The sequence below is a fragment of the Nocardioides astragali genome, assembly GCF_024436375.1.
Classification (GTDB): Bacteria; Actinomycetota; Actinomycetes; order Propionibacteriales; family Nocardioidaceae; genus Nocardioides; species Nocardioides astragali.
Map to the genome: position 1 here is coordinate 137,446 of NZ_JAFMZM010000001.1, position 16,273 is coordinate 153,718.

19 protein-coding genes are annotated in these 16,273 nt (G+C 69.9%); 12 read left to right on the forward strand and 7 right to left on the reverse strand.

Features of this window, described 5'->3' with window-relative positions; all coding sequences use genetic code 11:
* Positions 1–106: 106 nt before the first annotated feature.
* The 4 genes from J3P44_RS00730 to J3P44_RS00745 form a co-directional block, all read right to left on the reverse strand.
* Positions 107–1,102 (reverse strand): inorganic phosphate transporter, encoded by a 996-nt coding sequence (locus J3P44_RS00730; RefSeq protein ID WP_255888311.1) that lies wholly within the window; start codon positions 1,100–1,102, stop codon positions 107–109.
* Positions 1,103–1,107: 5 nt separating this feature from the next.
* Positions 1,108–1,725, reverse strand: coding sequence for a DUF47 domain-containing protein (locus tag J3P44_RS00735; protein ID WP_255888312.1), 618 nt, complete (start codon positions 1,723–1,725; stop codon positions 1,108–1,110).
* Between the two features lie 119 nt (positions 1,726–1,844).
* Positions 1,845–4,022 carry an RNA degradosome polyphosphate kinase gene (locus J3P44_RS00740; protein WP_255888313.1) on the reverse strand — a complete coding sequence of 726 codons (2,178 nt, stop codon included), beginning with the start codon at positions 4,020–4,022 and terminating at the stop codon, positions 1,845–1,847.
* A 55-nt stretch (positions 4,023–4,077) separates the two neighbouring features.
* On the reverse strand, positions 4,078–4,440 hold the full coding sequence (locus J3P44_RS00745; RefSeq protein ID WP_255888314.1) for a DsrE family protein: 363 nt from the start codon (positions 4,438–4,440) through the stop codon (positions 4,078–4,080).
* A gap of 22 nt (positions 4,441–4,462) precedes the next feature.
* On the opposite strand from J3P44_RS00745, the gene J3P44_RS00750 reads away from it, so the two are divergent.
* The 5 genes from J3P44_RS00750 to ygfZ all read left to right on the forward strand — a co-directional run bounded on the left by J3P44_RS00750 (position 4,463) and on the right by ygfZ (position 8,395).
* Positions 4,463–4,957, forward strand: a complete 495-nt coding sequence (locus J3P44_RS00750) for a heme-binding beta-barrel domain-containing protein (RefSeq protein ID WP_255888315.1) — start codon at positions 4,463–4,465, stop codon at positions 4,955–4,957.
* An 18-nt stretch (positions 4,958–4,975) separates the two neighbouring features.
* Positions 4,976–5,428 (forward strand): Fur family transcriptional regulator, encoded by a 453-nt coding sequence (locus J3P44_RS00755; protein ID WP_255888316.1) that lies wholly within the window; start codon positions 4,976–4,978, stop codon positions 5,426–5,428.
* Between the two features lie 10 nt (positions 5,429–5,438).
* On the forward strand, positions 5,439–6,008 hold the full coding sequence (locus tag J3P44_RS00760) for a winged helix-turn-helix domain-containing protein (RefSeq protein WP_255888317.1): 570 nt from the start codon (positions 5,439–5,441) through the stop codon (positions 6,006–6,008).
* Entirely contained in the window at positions 6,005–7,273 is a 1,269-nt protein-coding gene (locus J3P44_RS00765; protein WP_255888318.1) for an MFS transporter, read from the forward strand. The genes J3P44_RS00760 and J3P44_RS00765 overlap by 4 nt, the downstream gene beginning before the upstream one ends.
* 186 nt (positions 7,274–7,459) lie before the next feature.
* Positions 7,460–8,395, forward strand: coding sequence for a CAF17-like 4Fe-4S cluster assembly/insertion protein YgfZ (gene ygfZ / locus J3P44_RS00770; protein ID WP_255888319.1), 936 nt, complete (start codon positions 7,460–7,462; stop codon positions 8,393–8,395).
* Between the two features lie 8 nt (positions 8,396–8,403).
* Here the strand turns inward: ygfZ and mshD are convergent, their stop codons facing one another.
* Both mshD and J3P44_RS00780 read right to left on the reverse strand, forming a co-directional pair.
* Positions 8,404–9,213, reverse strand: a complete 810-nt coding sequence (gene mshD, locus J3P44_RS00775; protein ID WP_255888320.1) for a mycothiol synthase — start codon at positions 9,211–9,213, stop codon at positions 8,404–8,406.
* 88 nt (positions 9,214–9,301) lie between these two features.
* Positions 9,302–10,033 carry a response regulator transcription factor gene (locus tag J3P44_RS00780; protein WP_255888321.1) on the reverse strand — a complete coding sequence of 244 codons (732 nt, stop codon included), beginning with the start codon at positions 10,031–10,033 and terminating at the stop codon, positions 9,302–9,304.
* 45 nt (positions 10,034–10,078) lie between these two features.
* On the opposite strand from J3P44_RS00780, the gene J3P44_RS00785 reads away from it, so the two are divergent.
* Together J3P44_RS00785 and J3P44_RS00790 are read left to right on the forward strand one after the other, a co-directional pair.
* Positions 10,079–10,375: a MoaD/ThiS family protein gene (locus J3P44_RS00785; RefSeq protein ID WP_255888322.1), complete on the forward strand. Its 297-nt coding sequence runs from the start codon at positions 10,079–10,081 to the stop codon at positions 10,373–10,375.
* Positions 10,376–10,590: 215 nt separating this feature from the next.
* A complete protein-coding gene (locus tag J3P44_RS00790; protein ID WP_255888323.1) occupies positions 10,591–12,699 on the forward strand; it encodes a hypothetical protein in 2,109 nt (702 codons plus the stop codon).
* A gap of 71 nt (positions 12,700–12,770) precedes the next feature.
* Here the strand turns inward: J3P44_RS00790 and J3P44_RS00795 are convergent, their stop codons facing one another.
* Entirely contained in the window at positions 12,771–13,199 is a 429-nt protein-coding gene (locus J3P44_RS00795; RefSeq protein WP_255888324.1) for an Hsp20/alpha crystallin family protein, read from the reverse strand.
* A 136-nt stretch (positions 13,200–13,335) separates the two neighbouring features.
* Between J3P44_RS00795 and J3P44_RS00800 the strand changes: the two genes are divergently transcribed.
* The 5 genes from J3P44_RS00800 to J3P44_RS00820 all read left to right on the forward strand — a co-directional run bounded on the left by J3P44_RS00800 (position 13,336) and on the right by J3P44_RS00820 (position 16,203).
* Positions 13,336–13,620, forward strand: a complete 285-nt coding sequence (locus J3P44_RS00800; protein ID WP_255888325.1) for a MerR family transcriptional regulator — start codon at positions 13,336–13,338, stop codon at positions 13,618–13,620.
* Between the two features lie 91 nt (positions 13,621–13,711).
* A complete protein-coding gene (locus tag J3P44_RS00805) occupies positions 13,712–14,173 on the forward strand; it encodes a TlpA family protein disulfide reductase (protein ID WP_255888326.1) in 462 nt (153 codons plus the stop codon).
* Positions 14,174–14,463: 290 nt separating this feature from the next.
* Positions 14,464–14,952, forward strand: a complete 489-nt coding sequence (locus J3P44_RS00810) for a DUF4395 domain-containing protein (protein WP_255888327.1) — start codon at positions 14,464–14,466, stop codon at positions 14,950–14,952.
* Between the two features lie 83 nt (positions 14,953–15,035).
* Positions 15,036–15,899 (forward strand): sulfurtransferase, encoded by an 864-nt coding sequence (locus J3P44_RS00815; protein WP_255888328.1) that lies wholly within the window; start codon positions 15,036–15,038, stop codon positions 15,897–15,899.
* Position 15,900: 1 nt separating this feature from the next.
* A complete protein-coding gene (locus J3P44_RS00820; RefSeq protein WP_255888329.1) occupies positions 15,901–16,203 on the forward strand; it encodes a DUF1416 domain-containing protein in 303 nt (100 codons plus the stop codon).
* Positions 16,204–16,273: the final 70 nt, after the last annotated feature.

The window sequence follows — 16,273 nt, forward strand, 5'->3', positions numbered from 1 at the left end:
AGGGACGTTCCGGTCGGTACATCCGCGTGTTCAACGACCGGAAAGTCCCTAGATACCTCAAAGGGGCACGATCTTGTCGAGCGGCGGGACGGACCGGGTGAGGAGGTCAGGGGAGGAAGATGCTGGCGACCCAGTAGCAGATCGCGGCGGCGAGGGCTGCGGCCGGGAAGGTGAGCACCCAGGCCGTCAGGATCGACTTCGCCACGCCCCAGCGCACGGCGGAGAGGCGCTTGGTCGCGCCGACGCCCATCACCGCTGAGGTGATGGTGTGGGTGGTCGAGATCGGCGCCTCGAAGACGTACGACGTCGTGTAGAGGACCGAGGCTGCCACCGACTCGGCCGCGAAGCCGCGGGGCGGGTCGAGGTGGATGATGCGCCGCCCCAGGGTGCGCATGATGCGCCACCCACCCGACCAGGTGCCGAGCGAGATCGCGGCGGCGGCCGAGAAGATCACCCACAGCGGGAGGCCGTCGGACTCGGCGACGTAGCCACCGGTGAGGAGCGCCAGGAAGATCACGCCCATCGTCTTCTGGGCGTCCTGGAGGCCGTGGCCCAGCGCCATCGCCGCCGCGGAGACCGTCTGTGCGATCTTGAAGCCGCGGTTGGCGCGGCCGGGGTTGGCGTTTCGGAAGAGCCACATGATGGCGAGCATCAGGCCGAAGCCGAGGCTGAACGCCACCACGGGCGAGACGAACATCGGGATGACGACCTTCTCCAGCACGACGGCCCAGTTGGCGGTCGCGCCTGCAGCCACCGCCGCCCCGACGAGGCCGCCGATCAGGGCGTGCGAGGAGGAGGACGGCAGTCCGTAGTACCAGGTGATGAGGTTCCAGGTGATCGCACCGAGCAGGCCGGCCATCACGATCACCAGGCCGTGAGTGCCTGCTCCCGGGTCGATCGTGTCGGACACGGTGTGGGCGACCTTCTGGCCCAGGAACGCGCCCACGAAGTTCATGACAGCGGCCATGGCCAGGGCCACGCGCGGCTTGAGGGCGCCCGTCGAGACGGACGTCGCGATCGCGTTGGCCGCGTCGTGGAAGCCGTTGGTGTAGTCGAAGACGAGGGCAACGACGACCACGGCAATGATGATGCCGATCTCCATCGGGGTCAGGACTCCTTGACGGCGATCTGCTCCACGATGTTGGCGACCTTCTCGAAGGCGTCGATCGCCCCTTCCAGGGCTTCGACGATGTCCTTCAGCTTGAGCACCTCCATCGCCTTGTAGTCGCCGCCGAAGAGGTTGGCGAGGATGCGGCGGTAGGACTTGTCGCCGGTGTTCTCGAGACGGTTGATCTCGATCCAGTACTCGTCGAGGGACGCCATCGACTCCAGCGACGGCATCGCGGCCGCCGTCAGCTCGGCGCAGCGCTGGAGCACCTCGACCTGCTGGGTCGTCTCCGCGGGCAGCGAGGTCACCTCGTAGAGGAGCACGAGGTCGACGGCCTCGTCCATCATGTCCATCACGTCGTCGAGCGCCGACGCGAGGGAGTAGATGTCCTCGCGGTCGAACGGGGTCACGAACGTGCTGTTCACCCGCCGGATGATCGAGTGCGTGGTCTCGTCGGCGGCGTGCTCGGCCTCGCGCATGCGCTGGGCGATCTCGGCCTTGGAATTGCCTTCGGCCAGCATCTCGCTCAGGAGCTGGGCCCCGACGACGAGGTGGTTGGCGGCTTCGCTGAACAGGTCGTAGAACGAGCTGTCGACAGGGCGGAACTTCAAACGCACGGTGAACTCCGAACGGGGGGCGGATGAACCGGGATCATGCTAGGGGGTGATCCGCTCAGGGGCGCAACCGCGAGGCCGCTTCGAGGAGCCGGTGTGACGCCCGACGCAGGGACCGTACGTCAGCGGCGGCGACGGCGCTGACGCACGATCAGCTCGTCGTGCAGGTGGCGCGTACCGGAGTGGAGGTGCCACACACCGTCCGAGGAGAGGTCCCACCCGGTCGTGTCCTCGTCGAGGGCGAGGTCCAGGAGCTGGCGCACCTCGTCGACGACGTGCGGGTCCCGCAGGCGTACGAGCACCTCGACGCGGCGGTCCAGGTTGCGGTGCATCATGTCGGCCGAGCCGATCCACGCAGCGGGCTCGCCGCCGTTGTCGAACCAGAAGACTCGGCTGTGCTCGAGGAAGCGGCCCAGGATGGATCGGACCCGCACCGTCTCGGACAGGCCGGGTACGCCGGGGCGCAGCGCGCAGATACCGCGGATGACCAGCTCCACCCGGACGCCGGCCTGCGAGGCGAGGTAGAGGGCATCGATCACGGCCTCGTCGACCACCGAGTTCGCCTTGATCCGGATGCCGGCGCCCCGGCCGGCCTCGTGGTGGGCGATCTCCTGGTGGATCTGCGCGACCAGTCCGTCGCGCACGTTGTCGGGCGCGACGAGCAGGTGGTCGTAGGTCTTGTTGCGGCTGATGCCCGACAGGTTGTTGAACAGCAGGGCGACGTCCTCGCCGACCTCGGGGTCGGCGGTCAGCAGGCCGAAGTCCTCGTAGAGGCGGGCCGTCTTGGGGTTGTAGTTGCCGGTGCCGAGGTGGACGTAGCGCCGGATGCCCTCGGGCTCGTCGCGCACGACCATCGAGAGCTTGCAGTGGGTCTTGAGCCCGACCAGGCCGTAGACGACGTGGCAGCCGGCGTGCTCGAGCTTGCGCGCCCAGCGGATGTTGGCCTGCTCGTCGAAGCGCGCCTTGATCTCGACGATCACCAGCACCTGCTTGCCGGCCTGGGCGGCGTCGATGAGCGCCTCGATGATCGGGCTGTCGCCAGAGGTGCGGTAGAGGGTCTGCTTGATCGCGAGCACGTGCGGGTCGGCGGCGGCCTGCTCGAGGAAGCGCTGGACCGAGGTGGCGAACGAGTCGTAGGGGTGGTGCAGGAGCACGTCGTGCCGTGCCACCGAGTCGAAGACGTCGACCGGGGAGGCCGACTCGACCTCCGCCAGGCTCGGGTGCGTCGAGGGCAGGAACGCGGCGTACTTGAGGTCGTCGCGCGGCAGGTCGGCGATGGAGTGCAGCCCCGTCAGGTCGAGCGGGCCGGGGAGGGGGACCACCTCGTCGCGGCCCACGCCGAGCTCGGAGACCAGCAGGTCGAGGATCTTCGGGTCGATCGACTCCTCCACCTCGAGGCGCACCGGCGCGCCGAACCGGCGTCGGAGGAGCTCCTTCTCGAGCGCCTGCAGCAGGTTCTCGGCGTCGTCCTCCTCCACCTCGAGGTCCTCGTTGCGGGTGACCCGGAAGGTGTGGGCACCCAGCACCTCCATGCCGGGGAAGAGCTTCTTGAGGTGCTCGCCGATGACGTCCTCGATCGGGACGAACCGCTGGTTGCCCAGGCCGACGAAGCGGCCGAAGGTCGGCGGCACCTTGACCCGGGCGAAGTGCTCGGTGCCGGTCTTGGGGTGGCGCACGACGACGGCGAGGTTGAGCGAGAGCCCGGAGATGTAGGGGAACGGGTGTGCGGGGTCGACCGCCAGCGGGGTGAGCACCGGGAAGATGCGGTCCTTGAAGAGCTTCTTGCAGACCTTCTGCTCGTCGCGGTCCAGCTCGGCCCAGCGGACGATCTCGATGCCCTGGCTGCCGAGTGCGGGCAACAGGTCGGCCAGCGCCCGTGCGTGCCGCTGCATCAGCTCGCGGCAGCCGACCCACAGCTGCTCCAGCTGCTCGCGCGGCATCAGGCCGCTGGCGGCTCGTACGGCGACGCCGGCCGCGATGCGGCGCTTGAGGCCGGCGACCCGGACCATGAAGAACTCGTCGAGGTTGCTGGCGAAGATGGCCAGGAAGCGGGCCCGCTCGAGGAGCGGGAGCCGCGGGTCCTCGGCGAGCTCGAGGACACGCTGGTTGAAGCGGACCCAGGAGATCTCACGATCGATGAAGCGGTCGTCGAACTTCTCCACGGCCTCGATCTGTGCGGCGTCGGGCGCGTAGGGCGGCTCGACGTCGAACGTGTCGGTCGGGTGGCCGAACGGCTCGGTGACCGGCCCCTCCTCGACCGAGGGGGACACAGCGCTGGTCAGGGTGGCCGGGTCCGACATGGATCAAGTGTGGCACCGCGAGATGAACGGCGGATGACTGATCTCGGACGCCGGCTCAGTAGACGAGCGCCTGTACGTCCTCGCCGAGGACCTGCTCCGCGAACACCGCCGCGCCGGCGATGGTGACGCCGTCGCGCAGGTCTCCCTGGACGAGCCCACGGCGGGCCGCGCACTGCGAGCAGACCGTCACCGAGCCGGTCGTGAGGACCGCCGCCATCAGCTGGTCGAGCGGGGTGGCGAGGTCGAGGTCGAACTCCTCGGCACGGCCCGGCACGCCGAACCAGGCGGCCTCGCCGGTGAGCCAGAGCGACACCTCCGCGCCGGAAGCAGCAGCCGCCGCAGCCACCGTGAATCCCTGGTTGCAGCGCTCCGCGTCCTCGGCCCCGCAGGTGACCTTGACGACCAGTGATCGAGCCATGGCCCAACACTAGAGTGACCCCATGCCCTTCGAGCTGCCGGACAACCTGCACCCCAACTGCGGCCCTCTCGCCTGGCTCCTCGGCACGTGGCGCGGCAACGGCCATGGTGCCTACCCGACGATCGAGTCCTTCCAGTTCGGCCAGGAACTGATCTTCACCCACGACGGTCGCCCGTTCTTCCACTACATGTCACGCGCGTGGATCGTGGACGAGGAGGGCGAGTTCGTCCGCGACGCTGCGATGGAGACCGGGTTCCTGCGGTGCCCCGAGCCCGGCAAGGTCGAGCTCCTCCTCTCGCACAACATCGGCTTCTCGGAGGTCTGGTACGGCGCGGCCGAGGGCGGCAAGCTCGAGATGCACACCGCCGGCGTCTCCTTCACCGAGACGGCCAAGGAGGTCACCGCGGGGTCGCGGATGTACGGCAACGTGGAGGGCGACCTGCTCTACGCCTACGACATGGCGGCGATGGGGCAGGAGCTCCAGCCCCACACCTGGGCGCGCCTGCAACGCGCATGAGCACCCCATGAGCATCCCGTGAGCGACGACCTCGCAGCCAGGCTGCGGGAGCAGGGGCTGCGCCTGACGCCCCAGCGCCAGCTGATCCTGCGCGCGGTCGAGGAGCTGGGCCACGCGACGCCCGACGACGTGCTGGCCCACGTCCGGAGCCAGGTGAGCTCGGTCAACGCGTCCACCGTCTACCGCACCCTCGAGGTGCTCGAGGAGCTCGGGCTGGTGCGCCACACGCACCTCAGCGACCGCGCGCCTACCTACCACTCGACGACGGAGCACGAGCACGTGCACGTCGTGTGCCGCCGCTGCCACGCCGTACGTTCCTACGACCCCTCCCTCGTCGGGCCACTGGTGGCGGCGCTGAGCGAGGACGGCTTCACCGTCGACGTCGGCCACCTCGCGATCTTCGGGGAGTGCGCGGAGTGTGCTGCGTCGTCGGAACGCAACGCCATCGCAAGGACCCTTTCGAAAGAGTAGTTTCGACGTCGTGCCCGAGCCTCGCCACCTCCGCGACCCCCGCGCCCTGACCGCCGTCGCCCATCCCGTCCGTCTCGGGATCATGGAGCTGCTGACGCTCGAGGGCCCACTGACCGCCACCGAGCTGGCCGATCGCCTCGACGAGTCGCCCGCCAACTGCTCGTGGCACCTGCGCAAGCTCGCCGAGCACGACTTCATCGAGGAGGCCGAGGGTGGCGTGGGTCGTCAGCGACCCTGGCGGGTCAGCCGGATCGGCCTGAGCTGGGGGGACCAGGACGCAGGTCCGGAGGAGAGGCGGGCTGGTGACGCCTTGAGTCGGGTGATGCTGGAACGCTGGGTGGACCGTTTCCTCGACTCGATCGAGAGGCTGGCCGCGACGGACCCGGACTGGCGCGAGGCCGCGACGGTCACCCAGACGATGGGCTGGTTGACGCTGGACGAGCTCACCGAGGTGAACTCGGCCGTCACCGAGCTGATCCGGAGCTTCGAGGACCGCATCACCGACCGGGCCGCGCGTCCCGAGGGCTCGCGCCTGGTCGAGCTCGTCGCCTGGGGAGCGCCGGTCGAGGTCGCCCGATGAAGGCCGCCTTCGCCCAGCCCGGTTTCAGACGGCTCTTCGCCGGCCTGTCCACCTCGATGCTCGGCGACTCGATCATGCTGCTCGTCCTCAGCATCTGGGTGAAGACGCTGACCGGGTCGAGCGCGATGGCCGGCTTCACGTTCTTCTTCATGTGCCTGCCCGCGATCTTCGCCCCGCTGGCCGGCGCCTGGCTCGACCGCGTACGCCGCAAGCCGCTGCTGGTCTGGGGCAACATCGCCTCGGCCGTCGCGGTCCTGCCCCTGCTGCTGGTCCGCGACGCCGGCGACGTCTGGATCATCTGGACCGTCGCCATGTTCTACGGCGTCAGCTTCGTCGTCCTGCCGGCCGGCCTCAACGGGCTGCTCAAGGAGCTCATGCCCGAGGAGCTGCTGGTCGACGCCAACTCCAGCCTCCAGACGATCAAGGAGTCCTACCGGCTCTTCGGCCCGTTGCTGGGCGCGGCGCTCTTCGCCTGGACCGGCGGGTGGCTGGTGGCGCTGGTCGACGTCGCGTCGTTCCTCGTCGCGGCCGCGGTCATCGCCTCGATCCCGGTGGAGGAGGAGGTGCCGGAGCGGGAGTCCGGCTCGTTCTGGGTGCAGCTGACCGGAGGCGTGCGCCACCTCGTCGGCGACCGGATCCTCGGTCACATGCTGGTGGGCTTCGGCCTCACGATGCTGGTGCTCGGCTTCTGCGAGTCCGCGATCTTCGCCCTCACCGACCACTTCGGGAAGGAGGCGACCTTCGTCAGCGTGCTCGTGTCGGTGCAGGGGATCGGGGCGGTCGTCGGCGGTCTCTCCTCGCCCCGAGTCGTACGCCGCCTCGGCGAGGTGGGTGCCGGCGTGCTCGGGCTGGTGCTGCTCGGGACCAGCGCGATCGCGATGGCCCTCTCGCCGTCGGTGGCGTGGGTGCTGCTCAGCATCACGCTCTTCGGGGTGTCGCTGCCGATCCTCGTCGTCGCCTACATGACGCTCCTCCAACGACGTACGCCCCAGCGGCTGATGGCACGGGTGTCCGTGGCGGCGGAGGTCGTCATGTCGGTGCCCAGCGCGGCCTCCCTGGCGCTCGGTGCCCTGCTCGTCACGATCGTCGACTGGCGACTGATCTTCCTGGTCATCGGCGTCGTCACGCTGGCTGGCGCCGGCCACGTCGCGTTCTGGCTGCGTGACGTGCTGGGCTCACCGGGCTCCGTGGAGGCGGTGGCTGATCCCGCCCCTGGCCCGGAGCCCACCCCGCTCGACCCGGGCTCGACGGTGGCGCCGACCTGAGGGGCCCGACCTGAGGTCGGGCCCCTCGTCGTCCCCTGCCTGCTGCGCGCCGCGATGCGGACGCGCTGGCTTCGTTGCGTCGGTCGCCGTGACTCCGTCACGTCTCCCTCCTCCGCCTTGCCATCACATCCGCCTCGCGACGCTCGCGACGGCAGGTGCCGACGGGCCCCGACCTAGACTCGACCCATGCAGTCCCCCCTCCTCGCCCTGCCCGGGGCCGTCGCCGGTGACGGCATCGACGCCCCGGTCGCCGCGCACTACGGCTCGTTCAACACCGAGCAGCGCACGCTCGCCTCCGGCGAGGGCTTCGTCGACCTGTCGCACCGCGACGTCCTGCGGATCGCGGGCCCCGACCGGCTCAGCTGGCTGCACAACCTGACCACCCAGTACTTCGAGGGCCTCGCTCCCGGCACCTGGACGCAGGCACTGGTCCTCAGCCCGCAGGGCCATGTGGAGCACGCCTTCGCCGGCGTCGACGACGGAGAGGCCTTCACCGCCCACAACGAGCCGGGCGCCGGAGCCGCGCTCGTGGAGTGGCTGGAGCGGATGAAGTTCATGACCCGGGTCGAGGTCTCGCTCGTCGACGACCTCGCCGTCATGTGGCGCCCCGGGGAGGGTGCCGGCCGCTACGACCTGGTGCCCCGCGACCGGCTCGAGGCGTACGCCGACGCGGCCGGCCCGGCTGCCGGGCTCTGGGCCTTCGAGGCCCTGCGCATCGAGCGGGGCGAGCCGCGCTTCGGCCTGGACACCGACCACCGCACGATCCCCAACGAGGTCGGCTGGATCGGGTCGGCGGTGCACCTCGACAAGGGCTGCTACCGCGGGCAGGAGACGGTCGCGCGCGTCCACACGCTGGGCCGGCCGCCGCGCCGCCTCGTCCTGCTGCACCTCGACGGCTCGGAGAACCGCCTCCCGCCTGTCGGCTCCTCGGTGTCCCACGACGGCCGGGACATCGGTTTCGTCGGCTCGAGCGCACGCCACCACGAGCTCGGGCCCATCGCCCTGGCCCTGGTCAAGCGCAACGTCCCGGTCGAGGCGCCGCTGACGGTGGACGAGATGCCGGCCGCGCAGGACGTCATCGTGGATCCCGAGGTCGGGCTCCACGTCCGGCCCCTGCGCTAGGACCTCCGCTAGCCTCTGCGGCGGTACTGCACGTGCGTGTCGGCGTCGGCGTGCACGAAGCCGAGGCGTGAGTAGAGCGAAATGGCGGCAGCGTTGTCCGACTCGACGTAGAGCAGCACCTCCTCGACCCCGAGACCGGTCAGGTGGTGCAGCCCGGCCAGCGTCAGCATCTTGCCCAGGCCGCGCCCCTGCGCCTGCGGCGCGATGCCGATGACGTAGACCTCGCCGTGCTGGGCGTCGTGCCGCTTGGTCCAGTGGAAGCCGAGCATCCCCGACTCGTCCTCGGCGACCAGTAGTCCCGCCGGGTCGAACCACGGCTCGGCCATCCGGCGGGCCAGGTTGTCCTCGTCCATCGCTCCCTGCTCGGGGTGGTGGGCGAAGGCGGCTGCGTTGACCGCCACGATCGCGGCGGCGTCGCCGGCACGGTAGGACCGGATCCGCACACCGGGCGGGGGCTCCAGCGGCGGCAGCGGGAGGGTGCTGTCGCGACGCATCACCCACAGGTCGCGCACCCGCTCCCACCCGTGCGTCGCGGCGAGCCGGGCGGCGGCGGGGTGGTTGCCGTGCGACCAGGCCGTCACCCCCCCGTCGTACGACGTGCGCGCCAGCAGCGCCGACGCGATGCCCGTACGCCGGTGGTCGGGATGCACCGCCAGGCTGAGGTCACCGTCGTGCAGCAGGGCGAACCCGCCCCGGTCGAGGACGACGGTCGCCGCCCCGTCCGCCAGGGCGATCCGGGCGGCCTCGTCTAGGGGCGAGGCGCCGTCGGCGACCTCACAGGCGCCGGCGATGCGGGTGACCTCGGCGACCTCGTCCACGGGGCCGACCCTAGCCGCCGCTGTCGCCGTATGAGTGGGGAGGATCGTGCGCGCGATGTCACGAAGAACTTCCCCAGGCGCGATCGGGTCAGGTCGACGTGGAGTGGCTCTTCGTCTCGACTGCGGCCTCGACGTCCTTCTCGCGCGTCGGCACGACGAAGCGGTAGCCGACGTTGCGGACGGTGCCGATGTGGTGCTCGTGCTCGGTGCCGAGCTTGGCGCGCAGGCGGCGTACGTGCACGTCGACGGTGCGGGTGCCACCGAAGTAGTCGTAGCCCCACACCTCCTGGAGCAGCTGCTCGCGGCTGAACACGCGGCCCGGGTGCTGGGCGAGGTACTTGAGGAGCTCGAACTCCTTGTAGGTCAGGTCGAGCGGGCGTCCGCCGATGCGGGCGGTGTAGGTGGCGTCGTCGACGACGACCTCGCCGCGGTGGATGACGTGGGCGGCCGGGTCGTCCGGGGCAGCGGCGCTGGTGCGGCCGATGGCGAGCCGGATCCGGGCATCGAGCTCGGCAGGGCCGCAGGTGTGGAGCACGACGTCGTCCATGCCCCAGTCGTGGGCGACGACCGCGAGCCCGCCCTCGGTGACCACGAGCAGGACCGGAGCGTCGGCCCCGGTCGTGCGGATCAGGCGGCAGAGGTCACGCGCAGCGGCGAGGTCCTGGCGCCCGTCGACCAGGACCAGGTCGGCCTCGGGCGCGTCCAGCAGGGCGCTGCCCTGCGACGGGAGGATCTTCACGGTGTGGGACAGCAGCGCCAGTCCGGGGAGCACCTCGGCGGAGGGTTGCAGGGCGCTCGTGAGCAGCAGCAGTGCACTCATGGCCGGGCCTCCTCGTGTGCGGGGGGATGAGGAAGGATATCCCGCATGAGTGCCGGGGCTGGGAGTGATCGGAGTCGTGAGACGGTCCTCGTGCGCTACTGGGCCGGCGCGCGAGCGGCGGCGGGGACGGCAGAGGACACCTTCGATGTCGACGGCGACCTGTCCCTGAGCGCGTTGGTGACGCGGGTGCTCGAGCGGCACCCGGACGAGCGGATGGCCCGGACGGTCGCGGTCTGCTCGGTGCTGGTGGGTGACCGGCCGGTCCGCTCGCAGGATCCCGACGCGGTCGTCATCACGCCGGGCACCGTGGTCGAGCTGCTGCCTCCGTTCGCGGGCGGCTGACCAATTTGAAGACCAATGGTGCGCGCTGCCGGCTGATCCCCTAGGCTGCGCGCGCACGCAAACGGGGGTTTGCCACACGGGGGAATCCCATTTTGCTGCGTTCCGGAAGGTTCACAGTGAGAGGAAACGCAATGGGAAACACCCATACGCGTCGATCTCGTCGTGCGCTGGCAGCGGCCGCCATGCTTGGCATGGTCGGCGGCAGCCTGGCGACGATGAGTCCGGCGAACGCCGCAGTGATGGTCAGCGGCAGCACGATCGACTCTGCCGGCAACTACGTCGATGGATACGTCTCCGTCTACAAGATCTACGACGAGGACGGTGACGGCACCGTCGAGCCGTTCGAGTACGACTTCCTCCCCGGTGTCTCGACCCAGGGCGGCGCATTCGACATCCCGCTCGAGGACGGGACCTACAAGCTCGAGTTCGGGCCGAGCTCCAACCAGTACGCCTCGGAGTACTACCGCGACAAGGCGGACCTCACCACCGCCGACCTGGTCACGGTGGCCGGGGCCGGCCAGGTCCTCTCGCCGTGGACGATCGACCGCCTCCCCAGTGTCGCCGGGGTCGTTCAGACCACCGACGGCCGTCCGGTCCGCGACGCCGTCGTCAGGGCGTACGACGCGGTCAGCGGGAACTACGTCGACCAAGACGAGACCGAGACCAACGGTGTCTTCCGCATCGGCGCGACCGCACCGGTCAAGCTGGTCTTCAGCGGCTCGGACCCCGCCTCGGGCGAGTCGCTCGCAACCGAGTGGTTCAACGACAAGGGGTCGAAGGAGACGGCCGACGCCGTCACTCCCACCCCGGAGGGTGCCAACATCGGTGCCGTCACGCTCGCGCCCGGCGGCTCCATCTCCGGCAGCGTCACCAACGAGGCCGGCGCCGGTCTCTACCGCGCCGAGGTGTGCGTGGACAACAACCCCTACCACTGCGACTTCACCAACACCTCGGGGGCCTACACGATCGAGGGTGTCAGCACGGGCAGCCACACGGTCGACTTCGACGACCCGATCGGTGAGTACGTCGGCGAGTACTACAACAACGTGCCGCTCACGACGCCGGCTTCCGCCAACCCGGTGGCCGTTGCCCCGGGCCAGGCCGTCACCGGCATCGACGCCGCTCTGGCTGCGGCGCCCGCCGCCGCCCCCAACGGCGTCGACGTCAGCGGCACCGTGCGTGACGAGGTCGGTGGCATCGGCATCGGCTACGAGATCAACGTCTACGACACGCCCGCGGACGTCCGCGACCGGAAGGTCGTCGCGACGACCTTCAGCAACCGCTCGGGCCAGTACCAGTTCTCGCAGCTCGACCGGATCGGCGGCGAGACCGAGTTCAAGATCGTCGTCGAGGGTGATGGCCCGCGCGAGGAGGGCGACTTCGCCCGCCGCGAGATCTGGTCGGGCGACAAGCTCGGCTACGACACGGCGGTCGCCATCACCGCCGCACCTCGGGTCCTGGACTTCGTCCAGCCCGTCGCAGGAGGCGTCTCCGGAACCGTCACCAGCGAGGCCGGCGGCGTGCCCGACAACCCGTTCGCGGTCTTCCACGACAGCGACGACAACTTCCCGTCGTACGTCTACGACTTCGAGCTGAACGGCTCGTACGACGAGCGCAGCCTGTGGGCCGGTGAGTACACCGTCCAGCTCGGCGCGTACGACCACGTCTCGGAATGGTGGAAGGACGCCGTCGCGGGCGAGGCGACCACGATCACGGTCCGTCCCGGCCAGATGACCACCGGCATCTCCGCCGCCCTGGCCAAGGACGTCAAGGCCGTGGACCGCCCGGCGCTCGAGGGCGACGCCTGGGTCGGCAAGACCATCAGCCTGGACAAGGGCCGCTGGACGACCGAGGCGGGCTCGAGGTTCACCTACGAGTGGCTCGTCGGCAACACGGTCATCGCGACCGGCGCGTCGCTGAAGGTGACGAAGGCACACCTGGGCAAGAAGATCACCGGGCGGGTCACCAACGACGCGGGCTTCACGCAGGGCCAGGCGATCACCAAGTCGACCGCGAAGGTCGGCTACCAGCCGAAGCTCAAGGCCAAGGTCTCGGGCAAGAAGATCGCCCTCGTCCTCAAGGCCAAGCCGCTCAAGGCCAAGAAGGTCAAGGCCACGGTCGTGGTGTACGAGGTCGTCGGCACCAAGGCCAACGGCGAGACCAAGCTCAAGAAGCTCGGCAAGGCCAAGGTCAAGAAGGGCCTGGGCACCGTGAAGCTCAAGAAGGCGCTCAAGAAGGGCAAGCACAAGCTCGTGTTCCGCATCGCGGGCGCGGGCAAGGTCGGGTCCGGCGACCTGCTCAAGAAGGTCAAGATCAAGCGCTGACCGGCTGTCCCCTCACAATGTTCGGGCCCCGCGGAGCACTGCTCCGCGGGGCCCGTCCTCCCCGACCAGGCTCAGGCCTCGATGGCGGTGCGTGACTCGCTGTCGGTCTTGAGCTCGATCTTGCGAGGCTTGGCCTTCTCCGCGACCGGGACCACCAGCCGCAGGACGCCGTCTCGGTAGGACGCGTCGATGTGCTCGAGATCGAGGTTGTCGCCCAGCACCAGCTGGCGGCTGAAGGCGCCGCGCGGGCGCTCCGAGGCCAGCATCTGCCAGTCGCCGTTGTTCTGCGCGACGCGCTCGGCGCGGATCGTCAGGACGTTGCGCTCCACGTCGAGGTCGACCGAGTCGGCGCTGACGCCGGGGAGGTCGAACTCGAGGACGAAGCGGTCGCCCTCACGCCACGCGTCCATCGGCATGACGACGGGACGGTTGGTCGTGCCCATGAGCTGCTGGGTGAGCCGGTCGAACTCACGGAACGGGTCAGCGTTGCGGATCAGCATGGTGCTCTCCTCCTGGTTCTCGTCGATCGGGTGAGGCCCTGCGCAAGTGCCTCAGATGTATAACGAAGGGTATAGGTTTCTTATATTCCAAGAATCAGCCAGAATCAAGTCCTGACGACGAGGAGGCGGGCGGAAGATGGCACGACGCCAGGCCGGGGTGTTCGCGATCTCCGTTGCTGCGGAGATGACCTCGATGCAGATCCAGAACCTGCGCGTCTACGAACGGCGCGGACTCGTGACCCCGGACCGCACCGCAGGCGGCACCCGCCTCTACAGCGAGCAGGACGTCGAGCGGCTGCACCGGATCCGCGATCTCCTCGCGGCGGGGCTCAACCTCGCCGGCATCGCGAAGGTGCTGGCTCTCGAGGCCGAGAACGCCACCCTGCGCGAGCAGCTCGTACGCCTGCACGCGCGTCCCTGACCGCCGCCCGTGGCGGGCGCCCCGCGAGGGTCTCGGCGAGTCTCCGGCAGTGCCGGGAACACCCGGACGCCCGCCGAGCGTTGAGGGCGACATGACGTCTGGAGTCGTGGTGCTGATCTCGGCCTCCGTGCTCGCCCTCGCGCTCGGCGCCTGGCGCCTCGGGACCGACGGACGCTTCAGCGGCACCCACCTCGTACGCCGTTCCGCGGGGTCGGACGAGGACGACGTCGCCCCCGCGGCGGCACCGCCCGGTGCCGAGCTGGTGACCGCCGTCGGCCAGGTCCTGGGGGAGCGGGCCACGCTCCTGCAGTTCTCCAGCGCCTTCTGCGCGCCGTGCCGCGCCACCCGCCGGGTGCTCGGGGAGGTTGCTGGCCTCGTCGACGGGGTGGCCCACGTCGAGATCGACGCCGAGCACCACCTCGCGGCGACGCGCGCCTTCGGCATCCTGCGCACCCCGACGACGGTGGTGCTCGACGCGTCGGGTCTCGAGGTCGCACGTGCGACGGGGGCTCCCACGCGCCACCAGGTACTGACCGCGCTGGCGCAGGCGTGATCTCAGGATATGGATGGGCCGGCCACATGGTGAGACGAGTGGGCGCCCGGCGTCCAGCAGCGCCTACTGTCCTCGTCATGTCCTCGACCATGCTCACCAAGCGCCGCGCAGTGGATCACTGCCGCGTGCGCTCGGCGCTGTGTCGAATGTCGTAGGGGCCCCACCGCAGTCTTGAGCAGCTGAGTCCGCAACGTCGTCGGACCGTGCTCCCGGTGGGACCCACGCGCTGGGGAGATCCCAGCGCGCCCGGCCGCGCGCCGGGCCGACCCCTGCCGACTCCCAGGAGAGACATGTCCACCACCCATGCCGACCACGTCACGGCGGCGCCGCAAGCCTCTGCCGGTGTGGCCGGGCGCCCGCACGGGGCCATCGACCCCCGTGGACCCCAGGTCGCCGCAGGACTGAGCGCGGTCGTCCTGGCTGCCGTGCTGGTGCTCCCGTCACCGGCCGGCGTCGTGCTGCTCGCCGCCCAGGCCGTGCTGTTCGCGATCGGAGCCGCACGGGGCGTGCACGCCACGCCGCAGGCCTGGCTGTTCCGCACCGTCGTCCGCCCCCTCCTGTCGCCGCCCACCGAGTGGGAGGCTCCCGAGCCCCCGCGCTTCGCGCAGGCGGTGGGCCTGGCCTTCGCCGTGATCGGCCTGGTCGCGTTCCTGGCCGGCGCTCCCACGGTGGGCCAGGTGGCGGTCGGTGCGGCCTTCGCCGCGGCCCTGCTCAACGCCGTCTTCGCCTTCTGTCTGGGATGCGAGGTCTACCTGCTCGTCCGACGCCTGACCGCCTGACCGGGTCTCGTGACAGGCGCCAGGGCGCCTTCCTCGACCAACGAATCGAACCGACTGTTCACCACCACAAGGAGCACACCACCATGAGCCGTGAGAACTCGCTCGTCACCGCCCAGTGGGTCGAGGACAACCTCGACACCGACGGGATCGTCCTCATCGAGGTCGACGAGGACACCACCGCCTACGACAAGGGCCACATCAAGGGCGCCATCAAGCTCGACTGGACCACCGACCTCCAGGACCAGGTCCGCCGCGACTTCGTCAACAAGGCCCAGTTCGAGGCGCTGCTCTCCGAGCGCGGTGTCTCCAACGACGACACCGTCGTGCTCTACGGCGGCAACAACAACTGGTTCGCCGCCTACGCCTACTGGTACTTCAAGCTCTACGGCCACCAGGACGTCAAGCTGCTCGACGGCGGCCGCAAGAAGTGGGAGCTCGACTCCCGCGAGCTGACCGCGGAGCTGCCCACGCGCGCGAAGACGTCGTACACCGCCACCGAGCAGGACGCCTCCATCCGTGCCTTCCGCGACGAGGTCGTCGCCGCGATCGGCACCCAGAACCTGGTCGACGTGCGCAGCCCCGACGAGTACGCCGGCCGCCTCCTCGCCCCGGCCCACCTCCCGCAGGAGCAGGCCCAGCGCGCCGGTCACATCCCCACGGCCGCCAGCGTGCCGTGGAGCAAGGCTGCCAACGACGACGGCACCTTCAAGTCCGACGACGAGCTCAAGGACATCTACACCGAGGCCGGCGTCGACTGGACCAAGGACACCATCGCCTACTGCCGCATCGGCGAGCGTTCCTCGCACACGTGGTTCGTGCTCAAGGAGCTCCTCGGCCAGGACAACGTGAAGAACTACGACGGCTCGTGGACCGAGTACGGCTCGCTCGTCGGCGTGCCCGTCGCGCTCGGCGACGAGCGCGGCTCTGCCGATGAGGGGGGCAACTGACATGTGCGGAGCAACTGAGGGCGGCCTGTCGCTCGACGGCGTCAACGTGGCCAAGGAGGCCGTGATCCAGGGCCAGGTGCTGCGTGGCAGCGAGCCCGTGCCCAACGCCTACGTACGCCTGCTCGACCGGACCGGTGAGTTCACCGCCGAGGTCCCCACCTCGGCGACCGGCCACTTCCGGTTCTTCGCCGGCGACGGCGAGTGGACCCTCCGGACCCTGGCCCCCCAGGCCGACCCGGTCGACACGCGAGTCGTGGCCGCCACCGGATCGGTGGCCGAGGTTCAGGTGCTCGTCGCCGGCTGACAGCTGCGGACGAACCGCCCCGTGCTCGGCACGGGGCGGTTTGTTCCATTTTCGCCTCATTTCCCTGATG

Bases quoted from the DNA above. Each gene is read 5' to 3' on its own strand.
- J3P44_RS00730 (WP_255888311.1), bottom strand. From the start codon at position 1,102: ATGGAGATCGGCATCATCATTGCCGTGGTCGTCGTTGCCCTCGTCTTC.
- J3P44_RS00740 (WP_255888313.1), bottom strand. From the start codon at position 4,022: ATGTCGGACCCGGCCACCCTGACCAGCGCTGTGTCCCCCTCGGTCGAG.
- J3P44_RS00745 (WP_255888314.1), bottom strand. From the start codon at position 4,440: ATGGCTCGATCACTGGTCGTCAAGGTCACCTGCGGGGCCGAGGACGCG.
- J3P44_RS00750 (WP_255888315.1), top strand. From the start codon at position 4,463: ATGCCCTTCGAGCTGCCGGACAACCTGCACCCCAACTGCGGCCCTCTC.
- J3P44_RS00765 (WP_255888318.1), top strand. From the start codon at position 6,005: ATGAAGGCCGCCTTCGCCCAGCCCGGTTTCAGACGGCTCTTCGCCGGC.
- ygfZ (WP_255888319.1), top strand. From the start codon at position 7,460: ATGCAGTCCCCCCTCCTCGCCCTGCCCGGGGCCGTCGCCGGTGACGGC.
- J3P44_RS00780 (WP_255888321.1), bottom strand. From the start codon at position 10,033: ATGAGTGCACTGCTGCTGCTCACGAGCGCCCTGCAACCCTCCGCCGAG.
- J3P44_RS00785 (WP_255888322.1), top strand. From the start codon at position 10,079: ATGAGTGCCGGGGCTGGGAGTGATCGGAGTCGTGAGACGGTCCTCGTG.
- J3P44_RS00790 (WP_255888323.1), top strand. From the start codon at position 10,591: ATGAGTCCGGCGAACGCCGCAGTGATGGTCAGCGGCAGCACGATCGAC.
- J3P44_RS00795 (WP_255888324.1), bottom strand. From the start codon at position 13,199: ATGCTGATCCGCAACGCTGACCCGTTCCGTGAGTTCGACCGGCTCACC.
- J3P44_RS00800 (WP_255888325.1), top strand. From the start codon at position 13,336: ATGGCACGACGCCAGGCCGGGGTGTTCGCGATCTCCGTTGCTGCGGAG.
- J3P44_RS00805 (WP_255888326.1), top strand. From the start codon at position 13,712: ATGACGTCTGGAGTCGTGGTGCTGATCTCGGCCTCCGTGCTCGCCCTC.
- J3P44_RS00810 (WP_255888327.1), top strand. From the start codon at position 14,464: ATGTCCACCACCCATGCCGACCACGTCACGGCGGCGCCGCAAGCCTCT.
- J3P44_RS00815 (WP_255888328.1), top strand. From the start codon at position 15,036: ATGAGCCGTGAGAACTCGCTCGTCACCGCCCAGTGGGTCGAGGACAAC.
- J3P44_RS00820 (WP_255888329.1), top strand. From the start codon at position 15,901: ATGTGCGGAGCAACTGAGGGCGGCCTGTCGCTCGACGGCGTCAACGTG.